Source organism: Paenibacillus sp. FSL R5-0749, from assembly GCF_038595085.1.
In the GTDB taxonomy this organism is placed as follows: Bacteria; Bacillota; Bacilli; order Paenibacillales; family Paenibacillaceae; genus Paenibacillus.
Genome location: NZ_CP152005.1, coordinates 1,938,748 through 1,957,059, shown reverse-complemented (window position 1 = coordinate 1,957,059; position 18,312 = coordinate 1,938,748). Strand labels below are relative to the sequence as shown.

Genomic DNA, 18,312 nt, shown 5'->3' with positions numbered 1-18,312 from the left:
AAATTTTATCCATATCAAGCTTAAGGAGGCACATGATGAAGAAAGGCATAACATGGCTTGCTGCCTGTATGTTAATTCTGGTCCTCGCCGCATGCGGAGGGACGAAGCAGTCCGCAGAATCTGGAAGTAATGGATCCGATGCTGAAGTTACAGCCAGTGAAGAACTGGTCATCAAGGCAAGCAACTACGAATTCGATCAACCTGAGTACCGACTCAAAAAAGGCGTTCCGGTTAAGATTGTTTATGAAAATGTAAATGGAAATCACGGTATACTTGTGCCTGAGCTGAATCTTCAACTGGATACCAGAAATAGCTCCAAAGTCATAACCCCAGACAAGGTTGGTGAGTTTGAAATGTCCTGTTCTGTCTTCTGTGGTTCAGGACACAGCAGCATGATCTCCAAAATTATTGTTGAAGAATAGGTTTCAAGACAAGGAGCCCCCGCAGCGACGGGAGCTCCTTCTTTAGTATAACAAATTGTACCAGAGTACGTTGCCCACGAGCCAGGTCTGCTACATTCATTCCGCTAGGTCTGGTCCTGTTCAATCAATTCAATCCATTCGTTATATTCCGTCTGCAATTTCTTATATTCATCATGCAACTGACGATATTCCGTGTTCAGTTGCTCTGCCTTCTCCTGCTCCATCTCGCGTTCCACCTGTAACAAACGTAATTGGTTGGCTGCTAGTTCGTAACGCTCTCCCATCTCAAGCAATTCGGTTTCCATCATCTCTTTCTCTTGCGTTGCTTCTGCACGTAACTTGTCCAGCTGTTGTCGTTCTTGCTCCAGTCCCTCCAGCAACTCGCTACTTGCAGCACTCTCACTCTTCCAAACCGTCAGTTCATTCTCAAGCGCGGCCCAACGTTCCTGCCAGGATTGCTCCTGAGCCGCCCATTCATCCGCACGGCGTTTCCATACTTGGTCGTTCTGCTCTGCTTGTTCAACGCTTGAGCGAAGTTCTTCTTCACGTCTCGTCAACTGCTCTAGGCGGGATGCCAATTCAGCCTGTTTGACCGACAGTTCTTCGTATTTGATCTGCCACTCCAGCGCTTCTTCCTCGGTCTGGGCCAGTTGGTTCTCTTGCTCGGAGTAGCGCTCGGAAAGTTTTGCTGAAGACTGTCTTGCTTCTTCAAGTGCTCTCACAATCTCTTGCTTCTCTGAACTCAATTCATCAATTTTGGAACTGTAACTCTCTTCCCGTTGTAATGCATCACTGTAATCGTTACGGATTTGTTTATAATTATCTTGAAGTCGGTCCAGATCTTCCCGAACAACATTTAACTCAACTTCAAGCTCTTTGCGTTTTTCTTCCAAGAGCTCAGCATCCTTCTGGTAATGGACAGCCTCTTCATGATTAAAACGAGACTCTTCCTTCACTACGGACAATTCATCATGAAGGGATTGCACACCAGATTCCAATGTTTCATTTTGTTCAGCAACTTCGAGAATCTGGTTCTCCAGGTCCCCGATCTCAGCCAACCGCTGTTCAGCAAGGTCTTTCCAGGATTGCTCACGTTCCGTAAGTGTGCCGATCTCATTCTGCAATGTACGCACCGCGGCATGAGCCTGTTCAAGCACCTTATGCAACCTGCGCTGCTCCTCTTCCGACTTCACTTCAGCCTCACGAAGGTTTTGGACTTCCTGTTCAAGCTGTGCGTGCTGCTCCTGAAGTTTGCGCAGCTGCGCTGTAAGAGAGGTTTCTCTCTCTACAGTTTCATTATACTTCTGTTTCCATTGTTGCTGTGCATCACGGGATTGCTGGGCAGCCTGCTCCGTTTCACGCAGAAGCTCCTGCAACTGAGACCGGTCCTCTTTCAACTGCTCCAGTTGTTGTTCCAGTTCCGTAATTCGGCGACTCTGAACTTCCTGCTCCTGTATACGGACTCCATGCTCATGACGCAACGTTTCCAATTGACCACGCTCGTGCTGGAGCTGCTGTTCTTGCTCTGCAACTGTGTCCTGCGCACTGATGAGCTGGGTCATTACTTCTTCCAATTGCGCCTCGACATCTAACAGTCGAGTCTCCGCCTGTTTACGTTGTTCCTCAAGCTGCTGCTTGAGCTTGCTTCGTTCATCTTGCAACAAGGCCTCTGCCACTGCAGCGGCTTCGGTTGCCTGCGATGCTGCTGCTTCCTTGGCTTGTTGCAATTGTTCCTCAAGGGCTGCTTCTTTCTCCATCCATTCGAGTTCCGACTGTTCGGATAAGGCTTTGAACTCTGCATTTAATTGGTTTATCTGGTTCAGGCGCTTCTGCTCCGCTTGTTCCTGCAAGGCAGCCCGCTCTTGATTCGCTTGATCCGTCAGAGCCTGAGTCTGTTCCAGCGCTTTTTCTTCAACCTGCTGGAGACGAAGCTCCATCTGTTGCTGAAGTTCGTTATATTGCAGTGCCGCTTCTTCCTGAGCTTTTTTCAGGTTATTCTCTGCTTGCTCCAACTCTAACAAAATGGCCGACTCGGCTTCTTCCTTGGCTGTCTGAACCTGTTGTGCAGCTTCGGCTTCTATTTGTTGACGTTCTGCAATGGCACGACTCTCGGCTGCTTTTAATTGAGCGGCAGCCTTATCCTGCAATTCCTTATATTGAGCCGCAGCTTTGGCCTGCACCTGCTGCAATTCGGCGGCAGAACGATTCTGAGCTTCTTTTAACTGAGAAGCGGCCTGTGCCTGTGCAGTTTTGAGCTGATTAGCCGCTTTTTCTTCCATTTCCTTCAGCTGTCTCGTTGCCTTCGCTTCTGCTTCCTTGAGTTGTGTTGCCGCCTTGGCCTCTGCTTCCTTGAGTTGTGCCGTTGCCTGGGCCTGCAATTTCTGCACTCGCTCCGTTGCCTGGGCACGTTCCTGCTCAAGCAGTGCGTTTAACTTGTCCATTTCTGCTTGCTTGTCCGTCTCAGCCTTTTGCAGCGCCTGCTCTGCTTCAAGCTTCAGCTTCTGCAATTCAGCTAGAGACTGGTCACGCCGTTCCAATTCTTGTTGATGTTCATTTTGTATGGCGTTCAATCGATTTAATTCGTTTCTCAGTTCTGTACGTTCTCCAGTAAGCATCTTCAGCTCATTCCGGATTTCCTGTGTCTGAAGAGACTGTTCAGCCATATGTACAGCCGCCAGCACCGCAATACGCGGAGTATCCAGACGGGAATTTTGCTTGGAGATCGCGCTCATACGCTCATCTACCAGGTTAGCTACTTGTTTCATATAGTCGGCACTGCTGCCAACCAGTTTATAGGAAGTCCCGTAGATCTCTACGGTGACGCGTGTACGATCAGGTGTAGTCACAGTTGTGCCCTCCTTCAAGTCTGTATGTTGATTCTAAGCTGTAATCACAAAAAAGTCACATCGATCCTCTAATGCTAAGGATTCGATGTGACTTCAAACAATTCCTGCTAATCTTTGTTCAAAAAATGTTCTTCTGTCCTATTTACGCAATTCCGCTCCGAATTGCTCTTCCAGACGAGCCACTACACGGGCATGAACTTCAGTAACTTCCTCATCGGTCAGTGTACGTTCATGATTCCGGTATACCAGTGCCATCGCCACGCTCTTCTTGTTTTCACCCAGCTTACTTCCAGTGAACACATCGAATACTTGTACAGTTTGTAACAACTCACCCGCCGATTCACGAATAGCGCGCAGCATATCTCCCGCTTCAACATCCTCATTCACAACAACCGCGATATCACGTTCCATGGCTGGGAAACGCGGAAGTTCACGATAACGAATGTCAGCGTCTGCTTCATTGTAGATCGATTCAAGTGCAATCTCTGCGATGTATACATCATTCAGATCATACTGCTGTTGCAGTTCCGGATGCAACTGACCCAATGTACCGATCAATGTGCCTTCTCCGCCATCCTTGCCTTCCAGATAAACTGATGCAGAACGTCCCGGATGGAAGCCTTCGGGGCTGTTCGCTACCAAGCGAATGCGTTGTTCCAGGCCTACATAAGCGAACAGTTGCTCAAGTGCACCTTTCAGGTCGAAGAAATCTACTTTCTCCGCTCCAACATTCCACTGCTGGTTTGCACGATTCCCGGTGAGCAGCAAGCCCAGTACTGGGATCTCATGGGGTTGCTTGGTCAGCTGATCTTCTTCGGTGAAGAACACGCTGCCCACTTCGAATACAGCCAGTGAATCCTGTTTACGGTTCATGTTATACACCGCTGCATCCAGCATTTGCGGCAAAATACTCGTACGAAGCACACTGCGGTCTTCACTCATCGGCATCGCGAGTTTCACGGCTTTACTGCCTTGTGTCAACGCCGGGAATAATGTCGCTTTATCCGGGTGCACAAAGGAATAACTGATCATTTCCTGCCAGCCACTGCCTGAGAGCACTCCACGAATAGTGCGGCGCATCGCTTGAGAGCGTGTATATGCCCCCGGAGTTGTCGGTCCTTCAATCCATGTGGTTGGAATGTTGTCGTATCCGTACAAGCGCGCAATCTCTTCGAACAAGTCTACATCAAGTGTAATATCCCCTCTGCGTGTTGGCACTTCCACATCCAGCAGTCCTTGCTCAGCATCACCACATGCAAAGTGCAAGCGAGCGAAGATCGTTTTCACCTCAAGCAAAGACAGATCTGTTCCCAGATAACGATTCAGCCTGTTCAGCGACAATTGAATGACACGTTTCTCCGCCGCTTCTGCCCCAGCTTCCACAATTCCCTGATGCACTTCACCCTCAGCATAACGCTGAATCAGTTCAGCCGCACGATCCAAAGCCGTAATCACCGCACCCGGGTCTACTTCCTTCTCAAAACGCATGCTTGCTTCGGAACGCAGCCCCAGTTGGCGCGACGTTTTCCGAACGGTTCCGCCGTCGAATTTGGCGGACTCCAAGAGCAGATTCACCGTACCTTCCGATACCTCGGAATTCTCGCCACCCATAACCCCAGCGATGGCTACAGGTTTCACGCCATCCGTAATGAGCAACATGTGCGGCTCCAGCTTGCGCTCCTGTCCATCAAGCGTAACGATCGTTTCGCCTTCGTTGGCCATACGCACTTCAATATGGCCTTTTTCCAGCTTATCCGCATCGAATGCATGTAACGGTTGACCATATTCCAGCATGACATAGTTCGTGATATCAACGATATTGTTGATTGGACGAACACCTGCAGCCATCAGACGGTTTTGCATCCAGAGCGGGGAAGCACCCAGCTTAATGCCGGTTACATAACGAGCCGCATAGTGACTGCATTGCTCCTGTGCCTTAATCTCTACAGAGATATGATTCGCAGCTGCATCACCCACTTCAACCAGTTGGTCTTTGGGATTCGGCAACTTCACTTCACGACCCAGAATGGCACCTACTTCATAAGCTGCACCACGCATGCTGAGACAGTCGGAGCGGTTCGGTGTCAGGTCCAGTTCCAGTACATGATCGTCGAGACCAAGAACCTGACTGATCGGCGTGCCAACCTCTGTTGTTTCCGGTAGAACAAGGATACCTTCCTGTTGATCTTTGGGCAGCAATTTATCGTTCATGCCGAGCTCTTTCGCAGAACAGATCATGCCAAGGGATACCACACCGCGCAGTTTGGCTTTTTTGATATCCAATCCACCTGGGAGCTTCGCTCCAACCAAAGCTACGACTACCTTTTGACCTGCATCCACATTTTTCGCACCACACACGATCTGCAGATCTTCTTCCTGACCGGCATCGATAACACACACATTCAGTTTGTCTGCATCCGGGTGTTTCTCCTTGCTCTTCACATAACCTACAACAACTTTATTCACGCCCTTGTTGCGGTTCTCCACTACATCAATCTCGACACCCGCACGGGTAATTTTCTCTGCCAATTCCTGTGGCGTCACACCTTCAAGGGAAATATAATCAGACAGCCAATCTGTCGATACTCTCATGGACGTTCACTTCCTTCATCTATAAATTGGTATTCCCGGTTCATAACGCTTGCTCTATATTTGTTGATCCATTGTATTGTTAAGTTACAGCCTTCCGAATTGCTTCAAGAAGGTCAGATCACTATTGTAGAAGTGACGGATATCATCGACACCATACTTCAGCATGGCGATACGTTCCACGCCCATTCCGAATGCAAAACCGCTGTATTTCTCCGGATCATAACCACCCATTTCCAGTACTTTCGGGTGAACCATACCGCCGCCCAAAATTTCGAGCCAGCCGGTTTGCTTACATACCCGACAGCCGCTGCCGCCACATTGTACACAGGTTACATCCACTTCCGCACTTGGCTCCGTGAACGGGAAGAAGCTTGGACGCAGACGAATCTCCGTGTGGGAACCGAACATTTCGCGCACGAATTGCAGCAGGGTTCCTTTCAGATCGCTCATACGAATGTTTTCGCTGATAACCAAACCTTCAACCTGGTTGAATTGGAAAGAGTGCGTCGCATCATCGTCATCACGGCGGTACACTTTACCTGGGCAGATGACTTTGACAGGCACTTCACCCTTCATGCTCTGCATGGTACGCACTTGAACCGGAGATGTATGGGTGCGCATCAACAAGTCTTCGGTAACATAGAAGGAATCCTGCATATCGCGCGCCGGGTGATTCTTCGGCAAGTTCAATGCTTCAAAGTTGTAATAATCCATCTCGACTTCAGGACCTTCCGCTACGCGGTATCCCATGCCGATGAAAATATCTTCGATCTCCTGTACCACTTTCGTCAGTGGGTGCAGTCCGCCTTGACGTCCACGACGTCCTGGCAGCGTCACATCAATTTTCTCGGATTGCAGACGCTTCGCCGTCTCTTCTTTCTGGAACTGATCCTGCTTGCTGTCGATGACTTCCTCAATGGCAGCCCGAACATCGTTGGCTACTTGACCAATAACCGGACGTTCCTCCGCACTAAGCGCACCCATACCACGCAAAATTTCAGTTAATGCACCCTTTTTCCCCAAATACTTCACACGCAGATCACTGAGCGTCTGTGGATCATTCACACCAGACAACTGCTCCAGCGCTTCGATCTTCAATGCCTCTAAACGTTCTTTCATGTGTAATTGCCCCCTTTTTGTGGTGTTTTTGCAACAAAAAAAAGGCCTTCTCTCCCCTGAAGGGACGAAAAGACCGTGGTACCACCCTTGTTAGACATCCATTGCTGCACGGGCCTTCTGGCCTGCAACTGGTTCTGTCTCACTTTGTACGGAATAACGACCGTTAACCGTTTGCCCCTACTGTTGCCTCTGTGTCTACACACAGACAAGTTCAGGGAACCGCTTCGGAGTGAATTTCGGCAGCCTTGTTCTACAGAAACGCTCTCAATCTACGGCGCTTCCTCCCTGTCCAGAGGCACTGCTTACTTGTCTCCATCATCACGTTTACTTGTTAGTTTCAAACCTCTAGAGGTTGTCAAAAAGTCCGCTTTTGATTACGAATGATGCCTCTTGGCATCAGCGTCGAATATCGGATTCAGCCGAAATGTCCGTTGCTCACGTAGTTTTCCTACGCTCCGCTACTCCATTTCTATCTTCATCCCATCTTCTCGGTACTGAAAACCGCTCTTTTTGAACACATACCCTATATCGATGTAATCATCGATGATCGTTCATAATTATATGCAAAATAGATCGAAATAGCAAGCCGTCCATGTTCTAATTTATGCTTGCGCCCTTATCTTTCAATTGTTTCAGACGCTGCTGGATTTTGCGAATCTCAGCTGCCTCGACTGCTCGCTCATTCGAATGCTCGGGCTGTGTCAGACTGTCTTTTCCAGCAGTGCTCACAGGAGACAGCAACTCCGACAGGCGCATCTCCAATCGCAACCGCTCGTCATCGGATTCCCGTGTCTCCAGCGCACGCTCCCGAAGTTTGCTGGACTGCTCCCAATCCGACACGCCTCCTTCAAACAGGGTTGCTGTGCCCCCAGCTTCCAGATCGCACAATCGATTCGCAAGTGTCTTCGTCAGCATCCGGTCATGAGATACAAGTACCAAAGCACCTGAAGCCTGTTTTAATACATTCTCCATGACTTCCTGGGTATCGATATCCAGATAGTTCGTCGGTTCGTCCAACACCAGCAGATTCGCTCCACCAAAATACAGTCTCAGAAATGCCACTCTGCACTTTTCCCCCATGCTCAAATCCCCAATACGCTTGAACACGTCATCCCTTGAAAACAGGAAACATCCCAGAATGGTACGTGCCGCACTTTGTGTCATGGATGGGAGGGTAAGCAAACTATCCAGCAATGTTAAACTCTCGGGAAGCCCTTCCAGCTCCTGTGAAAAGTATCCGATTTTCAGCTGTGGATGCCGTGTTACCTTGCCCTGCGACGCTTCCAGCTCACCAATCATCAACTTTAACAGTGTTGTCTTGCCCGTTCCATTAGGACCTCGTACGGCAAGCCGATCTCCGCGTTCAACGGTGATTCGAAGGTTACGAAGCACTGGCTCGTTACCTGTATATGAAAAACTCACCTCATCCAAGGCAACAAGCTGTCGTGCAGCCAGTGGATTCATCTGCAATTCCATGTTCAACTTTGCAGCTTCACGAGGTTTATCCACCCGTTCCCGCTCCAAACGTTCCAGCTGTTTTTGTTTTGCATGGTAACGTGAAATATTTTTGTTGGCTTTGGCCTTGTAGAAGCTCTGGGTGATCTTCACCTCCACATCGGTCGCTGAATTATGCGCTTTATGGAACCATTCCTGGTAGTTTCGAATCGTTTCTTCCAACGCCTTACGCTCCAGCTCCTGCCTGCGGTAGATCGTTTCCTGTTCCCGTAATTCACGCTCTTTGTGGAGCTTGTATTCGGAGTATCCTCCTTTGTATTTGGTTAGGGCATCTGCACTGAATTCAATCACTCCTGATGCTACCTCATCAATAAAGGTTCGATCGTGAGATACAAATAACAGCGTACCTTCGTATGAGGATAACCACTCTTCAAGCCAGCGCATGCTTCCCTCATCCAGATGATTCGTCGGTTCATCCAGGATCAGGAATTTGGGCTTGCTGACAAGAAGTCCTGCCAGGCGAGCCTTTGTTTTTTGTCCACCGCTCAAAGAATGATAGGGTCTGTTCCAATGCTCTGCGGATAGTCCAAGACGTGTCAGTACCTTCTCTACTTCAGTCTCCCACATGTAGCCGTTAAGCTGTTCATATTGCTCCATCACTTGCGTATAGGCTGCAAGCAGCTCATCATCCGCTTCAGTGCTAATGCTCAAACGTTGCTCCAGTTCTTCTAAACTCCGTTTCACTTCATAGATCTGACCGCTCTCACGCCGGACCGCATCCAATACATTCATGCCCGTCTCTATCTCCGAGCGCTGGCGCATGAATCCCCATTCCTGCTGCGGAATATACCGTTCAATCCGTCCACCACCGTGCTCTTCTCCCAAAATGATTCGTAACAACGTCGTCTTGCCGCATCCGTTACGACCCAGAATGGCAAGTCGCTCGCCCTCATTAATCTCCAAATTCAATCCTGTAAACAATTCAATGCCGTTCCATTCTTTTGATACTTCATGTAAGCGTACCAATGTCATCATGAGGCCTCATCCTTCCTGCATCCTTTTTGCTAAACAAAAAAAACCGCTGGCATCAGCCGGCGGTTTGGCAATTCAGGGTTGGATCAAGCATTCAAAGACAGATCTAAGGTAAGCTACGGCATGAACAAAGAAACCCCAAACACAGGGTACACGTAAACCTCCAAGGTCTACTTGTTCCATACCTGATCCCATAGCTGAATTTGGACACACGAATCCCCTCATTGCTCAGCCGCTCTGGCTGACTGCGTCATAAAACTGTCTGCAGTTAACTGGGGTCAATTCATGTGTTTTACTTCATGGGACGTATGGTTACCTCTCATTCATGTGTAGTATCAATTTCTCCGTTATTGTACCAGATCATTGTAAAAAAGCAAAGGTTATAAATTATTCTGAAAGAATACATATTACTCACCAATCTGATGACATGCAGTCTTCTGATGATTGCTTTTATTCAAAAGTTTCTTTTATGACAGAAAAAAAGCCCTTGCATCGCAAGGACTTCGGTTTTGCTTCGTTAAGCGGGTGATGGGAATCGAACCCACGCTATTAGCTTGGAAGGCTAAAGTTCTACCATTGAACTACACCCGCATGAATGAAGATTTAATTGTTAAGTTCCTTAGGAAGTTAACAGTGATTTTACAAATAATAATATACCATGATCTTTTATAGCATGCAAGTCATGTTATCCATTTTTTTCATTACGTATCAACATTAAAAAAGCAGGAGCACTCTTGCGCCCCCGCTGTTCCCTATCCTGTGGGCTTATCCACATCTCTCAAAAACTGCTTTTCAAATTCAGCGGCTTTAATCGGTTTGCTAAAGAAATAACCCTGAGCCTCATGACAGTGCTGATTGCGAAGAAAGATCATCTGGTCTTCGTTCTCCACGCCCTCGGCAGTCACTTTCAATTGTAAATGATGCGCCATTGAAGTGATGGTAGATACAATCGCAGCGTTATTGCTGTCCTCCATGACTTCATTCACGAATGAACGGTCAATCTTGAGCCGATCAATCGGCAGATCCTTCAGATAGTGCAACGAGCTGTATCCCGTTCCAAAATCATCAATACTGATGTGCACACCAATTTCTTTGATTTTGCGCAACTGTTCGAAAGATCGGTCTTTATCAAATGTCATGCTCTCTGTAATCTCCAGTTCAAGCCATACGGGCTCTAGTCCTGTCTCCTTGAGAATGCCATTGATATTGTCCAACAAATGGGAATGCCTGAATTGTCTCATCGACAGATTCACCGAAACACACAGCTTACGATAACCAGCTTCCTGCCACTGTTTGTTCTGTGCACACGCTTCACGAAGCACCCATTCGCCAAGAGGCACAATGAGCCCACTTTCTTCTGCCAGAGGAATAAATTCCGCCGGAGATACCGAGCCTCGCTGCGGATGCTGCCAACGAACCAATGCTTCCATACCCACGATTAGACCACTTTGCAGATTAACCTGCGGCTGGTAGACCAGGTAGAACTGACCTCGATCCAACGCCTTGCGCAGATCATTCTCAAGCTGCAAACGCTCCTGTGCCTTCATCTGCATCGCATGGGCAAAACGATTCAGTTCCATTCCTTGTTCCTTGGCACTGTGCAGAGCCGTATCCGCATTCTGAATGATCTCCTGTGGCGACTCACCATCATGCGGGAAAATGGCCATACCGATTCCAAGGGTAAGGTGATACTCATTGCCATCAACCAAAACGGGCTTTTCAAAAAGTTGAAGAATGGATCTTGTCCGGCGCAACGCCGTATTGGTTGAACTGAAATCTGTCATTGTCAACGCAAACTCATCTCTTCCCAGCCCAAAGACTTCTTCTCCTGGAAGTGACGAATGTTTCAGTCGTTGACCTACCTGACGCAAAACACGATTAGCTGCTTGCTGTCCGAGCGAATCATTAATGGTCTTGAACCGGTTAATATTCAGGACCAGTACACCAACAAGCTGTTCCTCGACCACGGCATCATCCATCATTATTTTCAATCGTTGTGAAAGCCGACGACGATTCGGAAGTCCTGTTACATCGTCATGATGAGCAATATAGTTCATCTTGGCCTCCGCGACCTGCTGTTGCAGGAAAGGTGTGTCCACTACGGACGTATACAGTCCTTTTTGAATGAAAAAATATGCCATACAATTACTCAGCAACCCCAGCAGCAGATTGAGATCATTCACCCCCGTTGCTGAAACAAAATAACATTCTCCAAAAAAGAAACATAAGATGCCGCATAGAATGGTTGGTACATCACCATCTTTGGATTTTTTCCATTGTACAAACAAAAGAACTGCAATAATGGCATAGAGCAACCCGACCATAAAATGAACCCGGGTGAAGATTCCACCAAGCACATCCCCATCAAGCATATTTGGCAACATGCTCCACTCCTGAATCGCCAATATGTACAAAATAACAAAGGCACCCAATGTTCCACTGAAGAGCAAGAACCTTCGTGGTAATGCAATTTCTTTCTCATTTAGGGTATATACGAGCAGCAAACCTACTGAACACACCAAAGATCCCATGGTTGACATCATTAAGGAGAACTCTGATTCCATCATGGCTCCATTTGGAATCTCTTCTGCAAATGAAACGATATGAACCAGTTCAAACAGACCAATCAATAAAAAGAGTGTTGTCAATAATGTTCTCCGAAGAGTTAGCTTCTGTGTCCGAAACAACCAGCTTTGATTGTAGATACCGATACAGGCCGCTGCCGCAGCGAATCCACCCAAGAGTGTCAAAACCGGGTAACCCGATAGGGTCAGATCAGAGCTTGAAGAGGAACGGAACCATTGACTTGCGAGGAAACACAATAAGCCGCAAACAGCGACCCAAATTATTTTTCTCTGATCTTGCAGATTAACCTTCATGCCGTGTTTTCCTTCCCGGGGTCACCTATCCTGAATTACATTAACCAAACTCAACAGCTTACTACATGATTCGACAAAAAACATATTAACCAACGTTCAATTCACATGCATACACATGCTATCTGGTACATAATAACATTTAAATCTGCATACGTGAACTAAAAAATAGTCACTCCTAGGAATATTTATTCATAAATATAGAGAAAAACAAGGCATTAAGAACTAAAAAAACATGGATCTCCAGTTAGAGTCCATGTTTTCCTAATTTGCAACTGTATATCAGACTATATTACTTATCAAAATTCACTTCTGGCGTTGTTAATTTATCATAGAAATCAACGACCTTATCCTTGTCTTCCGATGAGCGAATCGCCATCGCTGAACGTGGGTGCTCGTCCAACGCCCCTGTAATCATGTAAGGCAGAATGTAACCCCATTCTTCTTTTTCTCTCAGTGGAACCATCAACTGTTCCAATACACCAAGTACTGGACGCAGATTGTATTTAGTTCCTTTCAGATGAGCTACCAGCAATTCGGTTGGACAGTTTCCTGCCGCACGCCCCATACCATACACAGAAGCATCAAGCAGCTCAACGCCAAGTTCCGCCGCAACCAATGTGTTAGAAAACGCAAGCTGCATATTATTATGTGTGTGAACACCAAGACGTTTGTTAGGCAAATGAGTCTTGAACTTCTCTACCAGATATTTCACATCATTATGATCCAGACTACCGTAAGAATCGACAATGTAGACAACATCCACAGTACTTTCTTTGATCAATTCAAATGCTTCGAGCAGCTCATTCTCCATAACATTAGAGAGTGCCATAATATTAAGTGTAGTTTCATATCCACGATCATGGAATGTTTGAACCAGCGCAAGCGCCTTATCTACATCTTTGCTGTAGCAGGCAACCCGGATCAGATCCAGCATGCTCTCACTGCGAGGCAAGATATCATTCTCGTCCACACGTCCAACGTCAACCAGTGCAGACAGTTTGGTATTGCCTTTTTGAGGAATCACTTTACGCAAGAAATCATCATTCAGGAAACGCCATGGTCCTGCTTCCTCAGCACCTTTCAGTAACTTCGGAGAGTTTTTGTATCCAATTTCCATATAATCAACGCCAGCTTCATTCAACCCAGCATACAGCTGTTGAACAAAGTCCACGCTAAAGTCCCAATTATTTACCAATCCGCCATCACGGATCGTACAATCTACAATTTTGCAATGATTTGTCTTCATTAATGTCTGCTCCTTTTCTGACCAACTTGTGTATTCCTCTCATGATACTTGAACGTGACAAGAAAAGTAAAGGGATTCCGGACTTATTTACTTCGATAAGATTTCCAGATTCGATCAATCTCAACCATATCTGATGCATCTGGAACCTTTCCTCCATACCGCACGCTGTTATACGCATCTGGCAGTCTCGCAGACAGCTCATCCTCTTCTAGCTTCACACCATTCTGAATAATGGTCTGTGCAGCCTCGAGCGGAGTATGCGTCCCCTGTATTCCCACTCCTCGATGAGTAGCTCTATCGATCCAAGTCCGATAGTAATACCGAACACGTTCAGTCTCCTGAGCAGGTACCACTTCTTTTCTCCGAAACCAATTCTTCCGAACTTTTGCTGGCGCATCAAGTGTCTCACTCACATCGATATACTCCGTTCGTGGTTCTGCCTTCTTTTCACCAGGTTGTAACATTCCCTTGAATCGTTCCATGAGTCTGTTTATCGTTTTTCGTCCCAACCTCAGAAGCAGCCACAGGATTGCTCCTGCTACAGCACACATCACTACCCACCCCAGAATGTTCCAGAAGACTGAGGGCTCGGATGGGGGCTCTCTCCAGTCATTCGGGAGATTTAGCTGCTGATCGGGAGTGTCCATTGGCAATCGTGGCTCCTCGCCGGATATCGGGCCAAACCATCCCCTGATCCATGCGAGCAAGCGGTCACGTAGCGGTCCCAGCCATGCTGCGAGACTTGGGAAAGCACCGATCGCAACGATGACAATAAACATCCACATGAACCGCTGATGATTCGCACGTGCAAAATCTCGTAAAACCAATCTTCTCTTGCCATCATTGAGCATTGCCTGGTCCAGTTGCAGCATATATCGTCCAACCAGCCAAAAGGCAAAGCTGATCACTCCCGCAATATAGATCCATAGGGTATAGGTTCGTATCGGCTGCATGAATTCCAATGAATTCGAAGCAATCATAAGTACAATCGCACTGATTACACCCATAATCTGCAAACGCCATAACAATACAGAATGAAAGACTGGCTGGAAGGTCAGACCTGCATAAGCCGAGATGACTCCACACAGTATCAATGTGATGATATCCGGCATCGGGAGAATGAGGCTCATTCCTACAACGAGTCCGAAGAAAAATCCTACGAAAAGTGCCGTTACTCCACGAATAAATGTACTTTTCTCGCTAAAACCCGGAATTTTATGCTGAATGAATTGTCCCAACCAACCCACGAGAACAACCAGGATGAATAATATATACGGCAAATGTTCCATGGCATAGAATGAAGCGAGTGTAAATATCGGAAATAGGTATATACCAGCCATCAAGACGGCAAACATCGCTATGAGTCCCTTGGTCGCCGCTGCCTGTCTGCTGCTCATGCACTCACCGCCTTCGTATTCCCCTTTACGTCTTCTACCGGGAGAATCGTCACACGATGCCCTTGTTCATGCAGACGTGCAATCTCATGCTCCATAGCGGCAGATACATAGGATGTAATCAGCAGATAGCTACGGATTTGTTGTGCTTCTTCATTCAACCGCACTTCATCATTCAGGAATTGCTCCATGGGTACCATGCATTTCAGCTCTGTCTCCGCCATAGCTTCCAATAATCTTTCCAGATGGGGTGTGCCATAATCTGGCTCAATCCGAAGTGTATCGCGGCCGCCACCCACATGATAACCATTATGGGCGAAGCCTGCCGGTAGCCCTCTACCGATAGCATCCACTGCAGCCGTGGCAGCGTAACGGAGTGCCCGTTCAATCTTTTCGGGTCGAGTGACAACACTCCACATATCTGCAGATTCCTGAATATTGACTATAATCCAGGATTGCGGATCAGCTGTCCATCCCTGCTTGTAGACTTGTAATTCACCTGTACGTGCACTCGCTTTCCAGTGAATGCGATTCATGGGGTCACCTGCGCCATAAGGCCGAACACCCAGAATCAAGAAAGGATCTTCAACGATCCATCGTGATACTTCCACTTCTCCCTGCCATACCTGATAAATTGCAGGAAGATCCTCTGCATTCACTAATGAAGGATACACGACCATAGACATTTGCAAAGGAATCGGTTTGGTGGAACGCCACACGCCAAAGAGATCCCCACCTGTCATCGTTGCTGTATTTAATGGATAAATCCCACGCTGAGTACATGTAAAAGGATGCTTGCGCGTAATACGAGTAAACGGTTTCAACGTAAAAATACTCTTGTGGTTCTGATAGATTTCGCCTTGGCTAATATCCATACCTGAGCCGGAACGAAATACAAACGACACGGGCATCATCGATTCAAGTCTGAGCCACGGTACGGAGACCCGTTTCTCATTCGATATCGTCTCCACCATCTCAAGTTCATCTCCAGCATAACAACGCATCTTGCTGAATTGTCTACTGTACTTGAGGTTTCGCAATGCAGGTCGCCCGAACCACACACCGTGTATGACTACAACAATACCTCCAACAAGGACAAGCCATAATAATGCCATAAGCTTAACGTCCGCTTGTAGCGAGATTCTCCGTTGGCACTTCTGTCTGATTCAGAAGTTCCTGGATCATACGCTCCGCCAAGCCCTCTTGTTGTCTGACCCGGTTACGAAATACAAGCCGGTGGGCGAGCACGGGTTCCGCCAATACTTTAATATCATCCGGCAAAACAAAGTCTCTGCCATGCAGTGCAGCCCATGCCTGACTTGCCTTAAGTAATGCCTGAGCCCCGCGTGGACTTACGCCAAGTGAGAGCTCAGGATGTTGCCTTGTCGCTTCCGTTAACTGAATGATATATCGTAGCAAATCTTCGTTGATTTGCACGGTTTTATACGTATCCTGCGCCTTCAAAAGTTCTTCACGACTGATCACTGCCGTGAGATCATCAACAGAGCGTCTGGCTACCGTACGTCTCAAGATTTCTACACTCTCTTCACTGCTTGGATAACCCATGCGAATTTTCATCATAAAACGATCCATCTGAGCCTCAGGTAGCGGAAAAGTTCCCTGATTATCTACGGGGTTCTGGGTGGCGATAACGATAAATGGCCGTTCCAGCTGTCTCGTTGAGCCGTCGATACTGATCTGGCGTTCTTCCATGCACTCCAGCAAGCTTGATTGCGTACGCGGTGTAGCCCGGTTAATTTCATCGGCTAGTACAAGATTGGCAAACAAGGGCCCCGGTCTGAATTCAAAATCACCTTCTTTTTGATTAAAAAAGTGAATTCCTGTTAAGTCAGAGGGCAGCAAGTCTGGTGTAAACTGTATCCGTTGGAAGGTGCAGTCCAATGAAGAGGCCACCGATTTGGCGAGCATCGTTTTCCCGGTACCCGGTACATCCTCCAGCAGTACATGTCCTGACGCTATAATCGCTGTCATCACCAGCTCAATGGTATGCTCTTTTCCCACAATTACTTTTCCCACGTGATCCATCAATTGTTGATTCATTCGTTCCATTCCTTGGATTTCCATCTGCATCTCATCCTTCCGTTATGGAGCTTATGTATTCGCATTCATTACTAACTATAACCCTAATTGGCAACATAAAACAAAGGAGTCGGCAGATGGCCGACTCCTTGACTCCCCGCACTTCTCAAAATACCAAAGGCAACATAATCATAAAGCGCGTACCCTCGCCTTTTTTGCTATCCACAGAGATGGTACCTCCATGGTTCTTGATGATTCGGTAACTTACTGACAGTCCAAGTCCCGTTCCGCTCTCCTTGGTCGTGAAGAATGGATCAAACAGACGTACAAGCGTATTATGGTCCATCCCATGACCGTTATCCGCGATGGAGATCTGCACAAACTTGTTTTCCGTGGCAGTAGATATTCGAATTAGACCGGTATGTTCTTCACCGACTTCCTCGATCGCATCCATTGCATTTTTCACCATATTCAAAATAACCTGCTTAATCTGTTTGACATCAATGGACACATTCAGCGGGGCATCCCCTTCATCCAGAACGATCTCGCATCCCTTCATCAAACCTTCGCTTTCTGTCAGCAGGACCACCTCTTTGAGTAAAGAGTCGACAGACATCACGGTCTTCTGTGGAGCCGATGGTTTAGAAGAATTCAAAAATTCGTAGATGATGTCGTTCGCCCGATCAATCTCCGTCAGTATGATTCGCGCGTACTCGTCTTTGCCGAGCTGCAGCAAATGGGGCCTGAGCAGTTGGATGAACCCACGGATTGCAGTCAACGGATTACGAATTTCATGAGCAATAGATGCTGAAATCCGCCCCAGCATCGCAAGTTTGTCATTTTGATAAGCGGTCTGTTCGATTTGTTTATAATCAGATACATCTTTGACGCTGAACAAAAAGTCGCCATCCATCTGATCACCGTACGTTACAGTAACCAGCCAATGCCTGCCGTATTCATCGATCAACTCATGATAGCGCTTACGATGAAAAATGGTTTCCCGATAAATACGTAAAATTTTCTTTTTCTTGAATCGGCTCATCTGCGGATGATGCAGCATTTGCATCAGGGTGCAGCCGCTCAACAGACTTCTCGGAAGTTCCAACAACTTTGCCATCTGAACGTTAATAAACGTCAATACACCGTGACTGTCAAACAACATAATACCGCTATCCAGATGTTCCAGTACATTCTCGTACTTGTTGTTATCCAGATGCACAGGCGGGAATCCATCCGTTGGTTGAGGCACTGTATCCTGAAATTCACTAATCATGTCAGGTTCCTCCT

11 protein-coding genes and 1 tRNA gene are annotated in these 18,312 nt (G+C 47.2%); 1 reads left to right on the top strand and 11 read right to left on the bottom strand.

Going from position 1 to position 18,312, the window contains the following annotated elements; genetic code table 11:
- The first annotated feature begins 32 nt into the window (after window positions 1-32).
- Window positions 33-422: a cytochrome C oxidase subunit II gene (locus MKY85_RS08825; RefSeq protein ID WP_342572402.1), complete on the top strand. Its 390-nt coding sequence runs from the start codon at window positions 33-35 to the stop codon at window positions 420-422.
- A 104-nt stretch (window positions 423-526) separates the two neighbouring features.
- On the opposite strand, the gene MKY85_RS08820 is transcribed toward MKY85_RS08825, so the two are convergent.
- The 11 genes from MKY85_RS08820 to MKY85_RS08770 form a co-directional block, all read right to left on the bottom strand.
- Complete coding sequence (locus MKY85_RS08820) at window positions 527-3,268, bottom strand: hypothetical protein (protein ID WP_342572401.1); 2,742 nt, start codon at window positions 3,266-3,268, stop codon at window positions 527-529.
- A 138-nt stretch (window positions 3,269-3,406) separates the two neighbouring features.
- Window positions 3,407-5,860, bottom strand: coding sequence for a phenylalanine--tRNA ligase subunit beta (gene pheT / locus MKY85_RS08815; RefSeq protein WP_339260017.1), 2,454 nt, complete (start codon window positions 5,858-5,860; stop codon window positions 3,407-3,409).
- A gap of 84 nt (window positions 5,861-5,944) precedes the next feature.
- A complete protein-coding gene (pheS, locus tag MKY85_RS08810; protein ID WP_047842255.1) occupies window positions 5,945-6,979 on the bottom strand; it encodes a phenylalanine--tRNA ligase subunit alpha in 1,035 nt (344 codons plus the stop codon).
- Window positions 6,980-7,576: 597 nt separating this feature from the next.
- Window positions 7,577-9,469, bottom strand: coding sequence for an ABC-F type ribosomal protection protein (gene abc-f, locus MKY85_RS08805; RefSeq protein ID WP_342572400.1), 1,893 nt, complete (start codon window positions 9,467-9,469; stop codon window positions 7,577-7,579).
- A gap of 517 nt (window positions 9,470-9,986) precedes the next feature.
- Window positions 9,987-10,057: transfer RNA gene (locus MKY85_RS08800), tRNA-Gly, on the bottom strand.
- A 161-nt stretch (window positions 10,058-10,218) separates the two neighbouring features.
- Window positions 10,219-12,345 carry an EAL domain-containing protein gene (locus MKY85_RS08795; RefSeq protein ID WP_339240827.1) on the bottom strand — a complete coding sequence of 709 codons (2,127 nt, stop codon included), beginning with the start codon at window positions 12,343-12,345 and terminating at the stop codon, window positions 10,219-10,221.
- A gap of 289 nt (window positions 12,346-12,634) precedes the next feature.
- A complete protein-coding gene (locus tag MKY85_RS08790) occupies window positions 12,635-13,591 on the bottom strand; it encodes an aldolase catalytic domain-containing protein (protein WP_339198382.1) in 957 nt (318 codons plus the stop codon).
- Window positions 13,592-13,674: 83 nt separating this feature from the next.
- The gene (locus MKY85_RS08785) at window positions 13,675-14,988 is read right to left on the bottom strand and encodes a hypothetical protein (protein WP_342572399.1); all 1,314 of its coding nucleotides are present in this window, start codon (window positions 14,986-14,988) and stop codon (window positions 13,675-13,677) included.
- Entirely contained in the window at window positions 14,985-16,100 is a 1,116-nt protein-coding gene (locus MKY85_RS08780) for a DUF58 domain-containing protein (RefSeq protein ID WP_342572398.1), read from the bottom strand. Before MKY85_RS08780 ends, MKY85_RS08785 begins: the two co-directional genes overlap by 4 nt.
- 4 nt (window positions 16,101-16,104) lie before the next feature.
- The gene (locus MKY85_RS08775; protein ID WP_342572397.1) at window positions 16,105-17,070 is read right to left on the bottom strand and encodes a MoxR family ATPase; all 966 of its coding nucleotides are present in this window, start codon (window positions 17,068-17,070) and stop codon (window positions 16,105-16,107) included.
- A gap of 121 nt (window positions 17,071-17,191) precedes the next feature.
- The gene (locus tag MKY85_RS08770; RefSeq protein ID WP_150364819.1) at window positions 17,192-18,298 is read right to left on the bottom strand and encodes a PAS domain-containing sensor histidine kinase; all 1,107 of its coding nucleotides are present in this window, start codon (window positions 18,296-18,298) and stop codon (window positions 17,192-17,194) included.
- Window positions 18,299-18,312 lie beyond the last annotated feature (14 nt).

Coding starts and splice junctions, on each gene's coding strand:
- abc-f (WP_342572400.1), bottom strand. CDS start 9,469: ATGATGACATTGGTACGCTTACATGAAGTATCAAAAGAATGGAACGGC.
- pheT (WP_339260017.1), bottom strand. CDS start 5,860: ATGAGAGTATCGACAGATTGGCTGTCTGATTATATTTCCCTTGAAGGT.
- MKY85_RS08780 (WP_342572398.1), bottom strand. CDS start 16,100: ATGGCATTATTATGGCTTGTCCTTGTTGGAGGTATTGTTGTAGTCATA.
- MKY85_RS08790 (WP_339198382.1), bottom strand. CDS start 13,591: ATGAAGACAAATCATTGCAAAATTGTAGATTGTACGATCCGTGATGGC.
- MKY85_RS08795 (WP_339240827.1), bottom strand. CDS start 12,345: ATGAAGGTTAATCTGCAAGATCAGAGAAAAATAATTTGGGTCGCTGTT.
- MKY85_RS08770 (WP_150364819.1), bottom strand. CDS start 18,298: ATGATTAGTGAATTTCAGGATACAGTGCCTCAACCAACGGATGGATTC.
- MKY85_RS08785 (WP_342572399.1), bottom strand. CDS start 14,988: ATGAGCAGCAGACAGGCAGCGGCGACCAAGGGACTCATAGCGATGTTT.
- MKY85_RS08825 (WP_342572402.1), top strand. CDS start 33: ATGATGAAGAAAGGCATAACATGGCTTGCTGCCTGTATGTTAATTCTG.
- pheS (WP_047842255.1), bottom strand. CDS start 6,979: ATGAAAGAACGTTTAGAGGCATTGAAGATCGAAGCGCTGGAGCAGTTG.
- MKY85_RS08775 (WP_342572397.1), bottom strand. CDS start 17,070: ATGGAAATCCAAGGAATGGAACGAATGAATCAACAATTGATGGATCAC.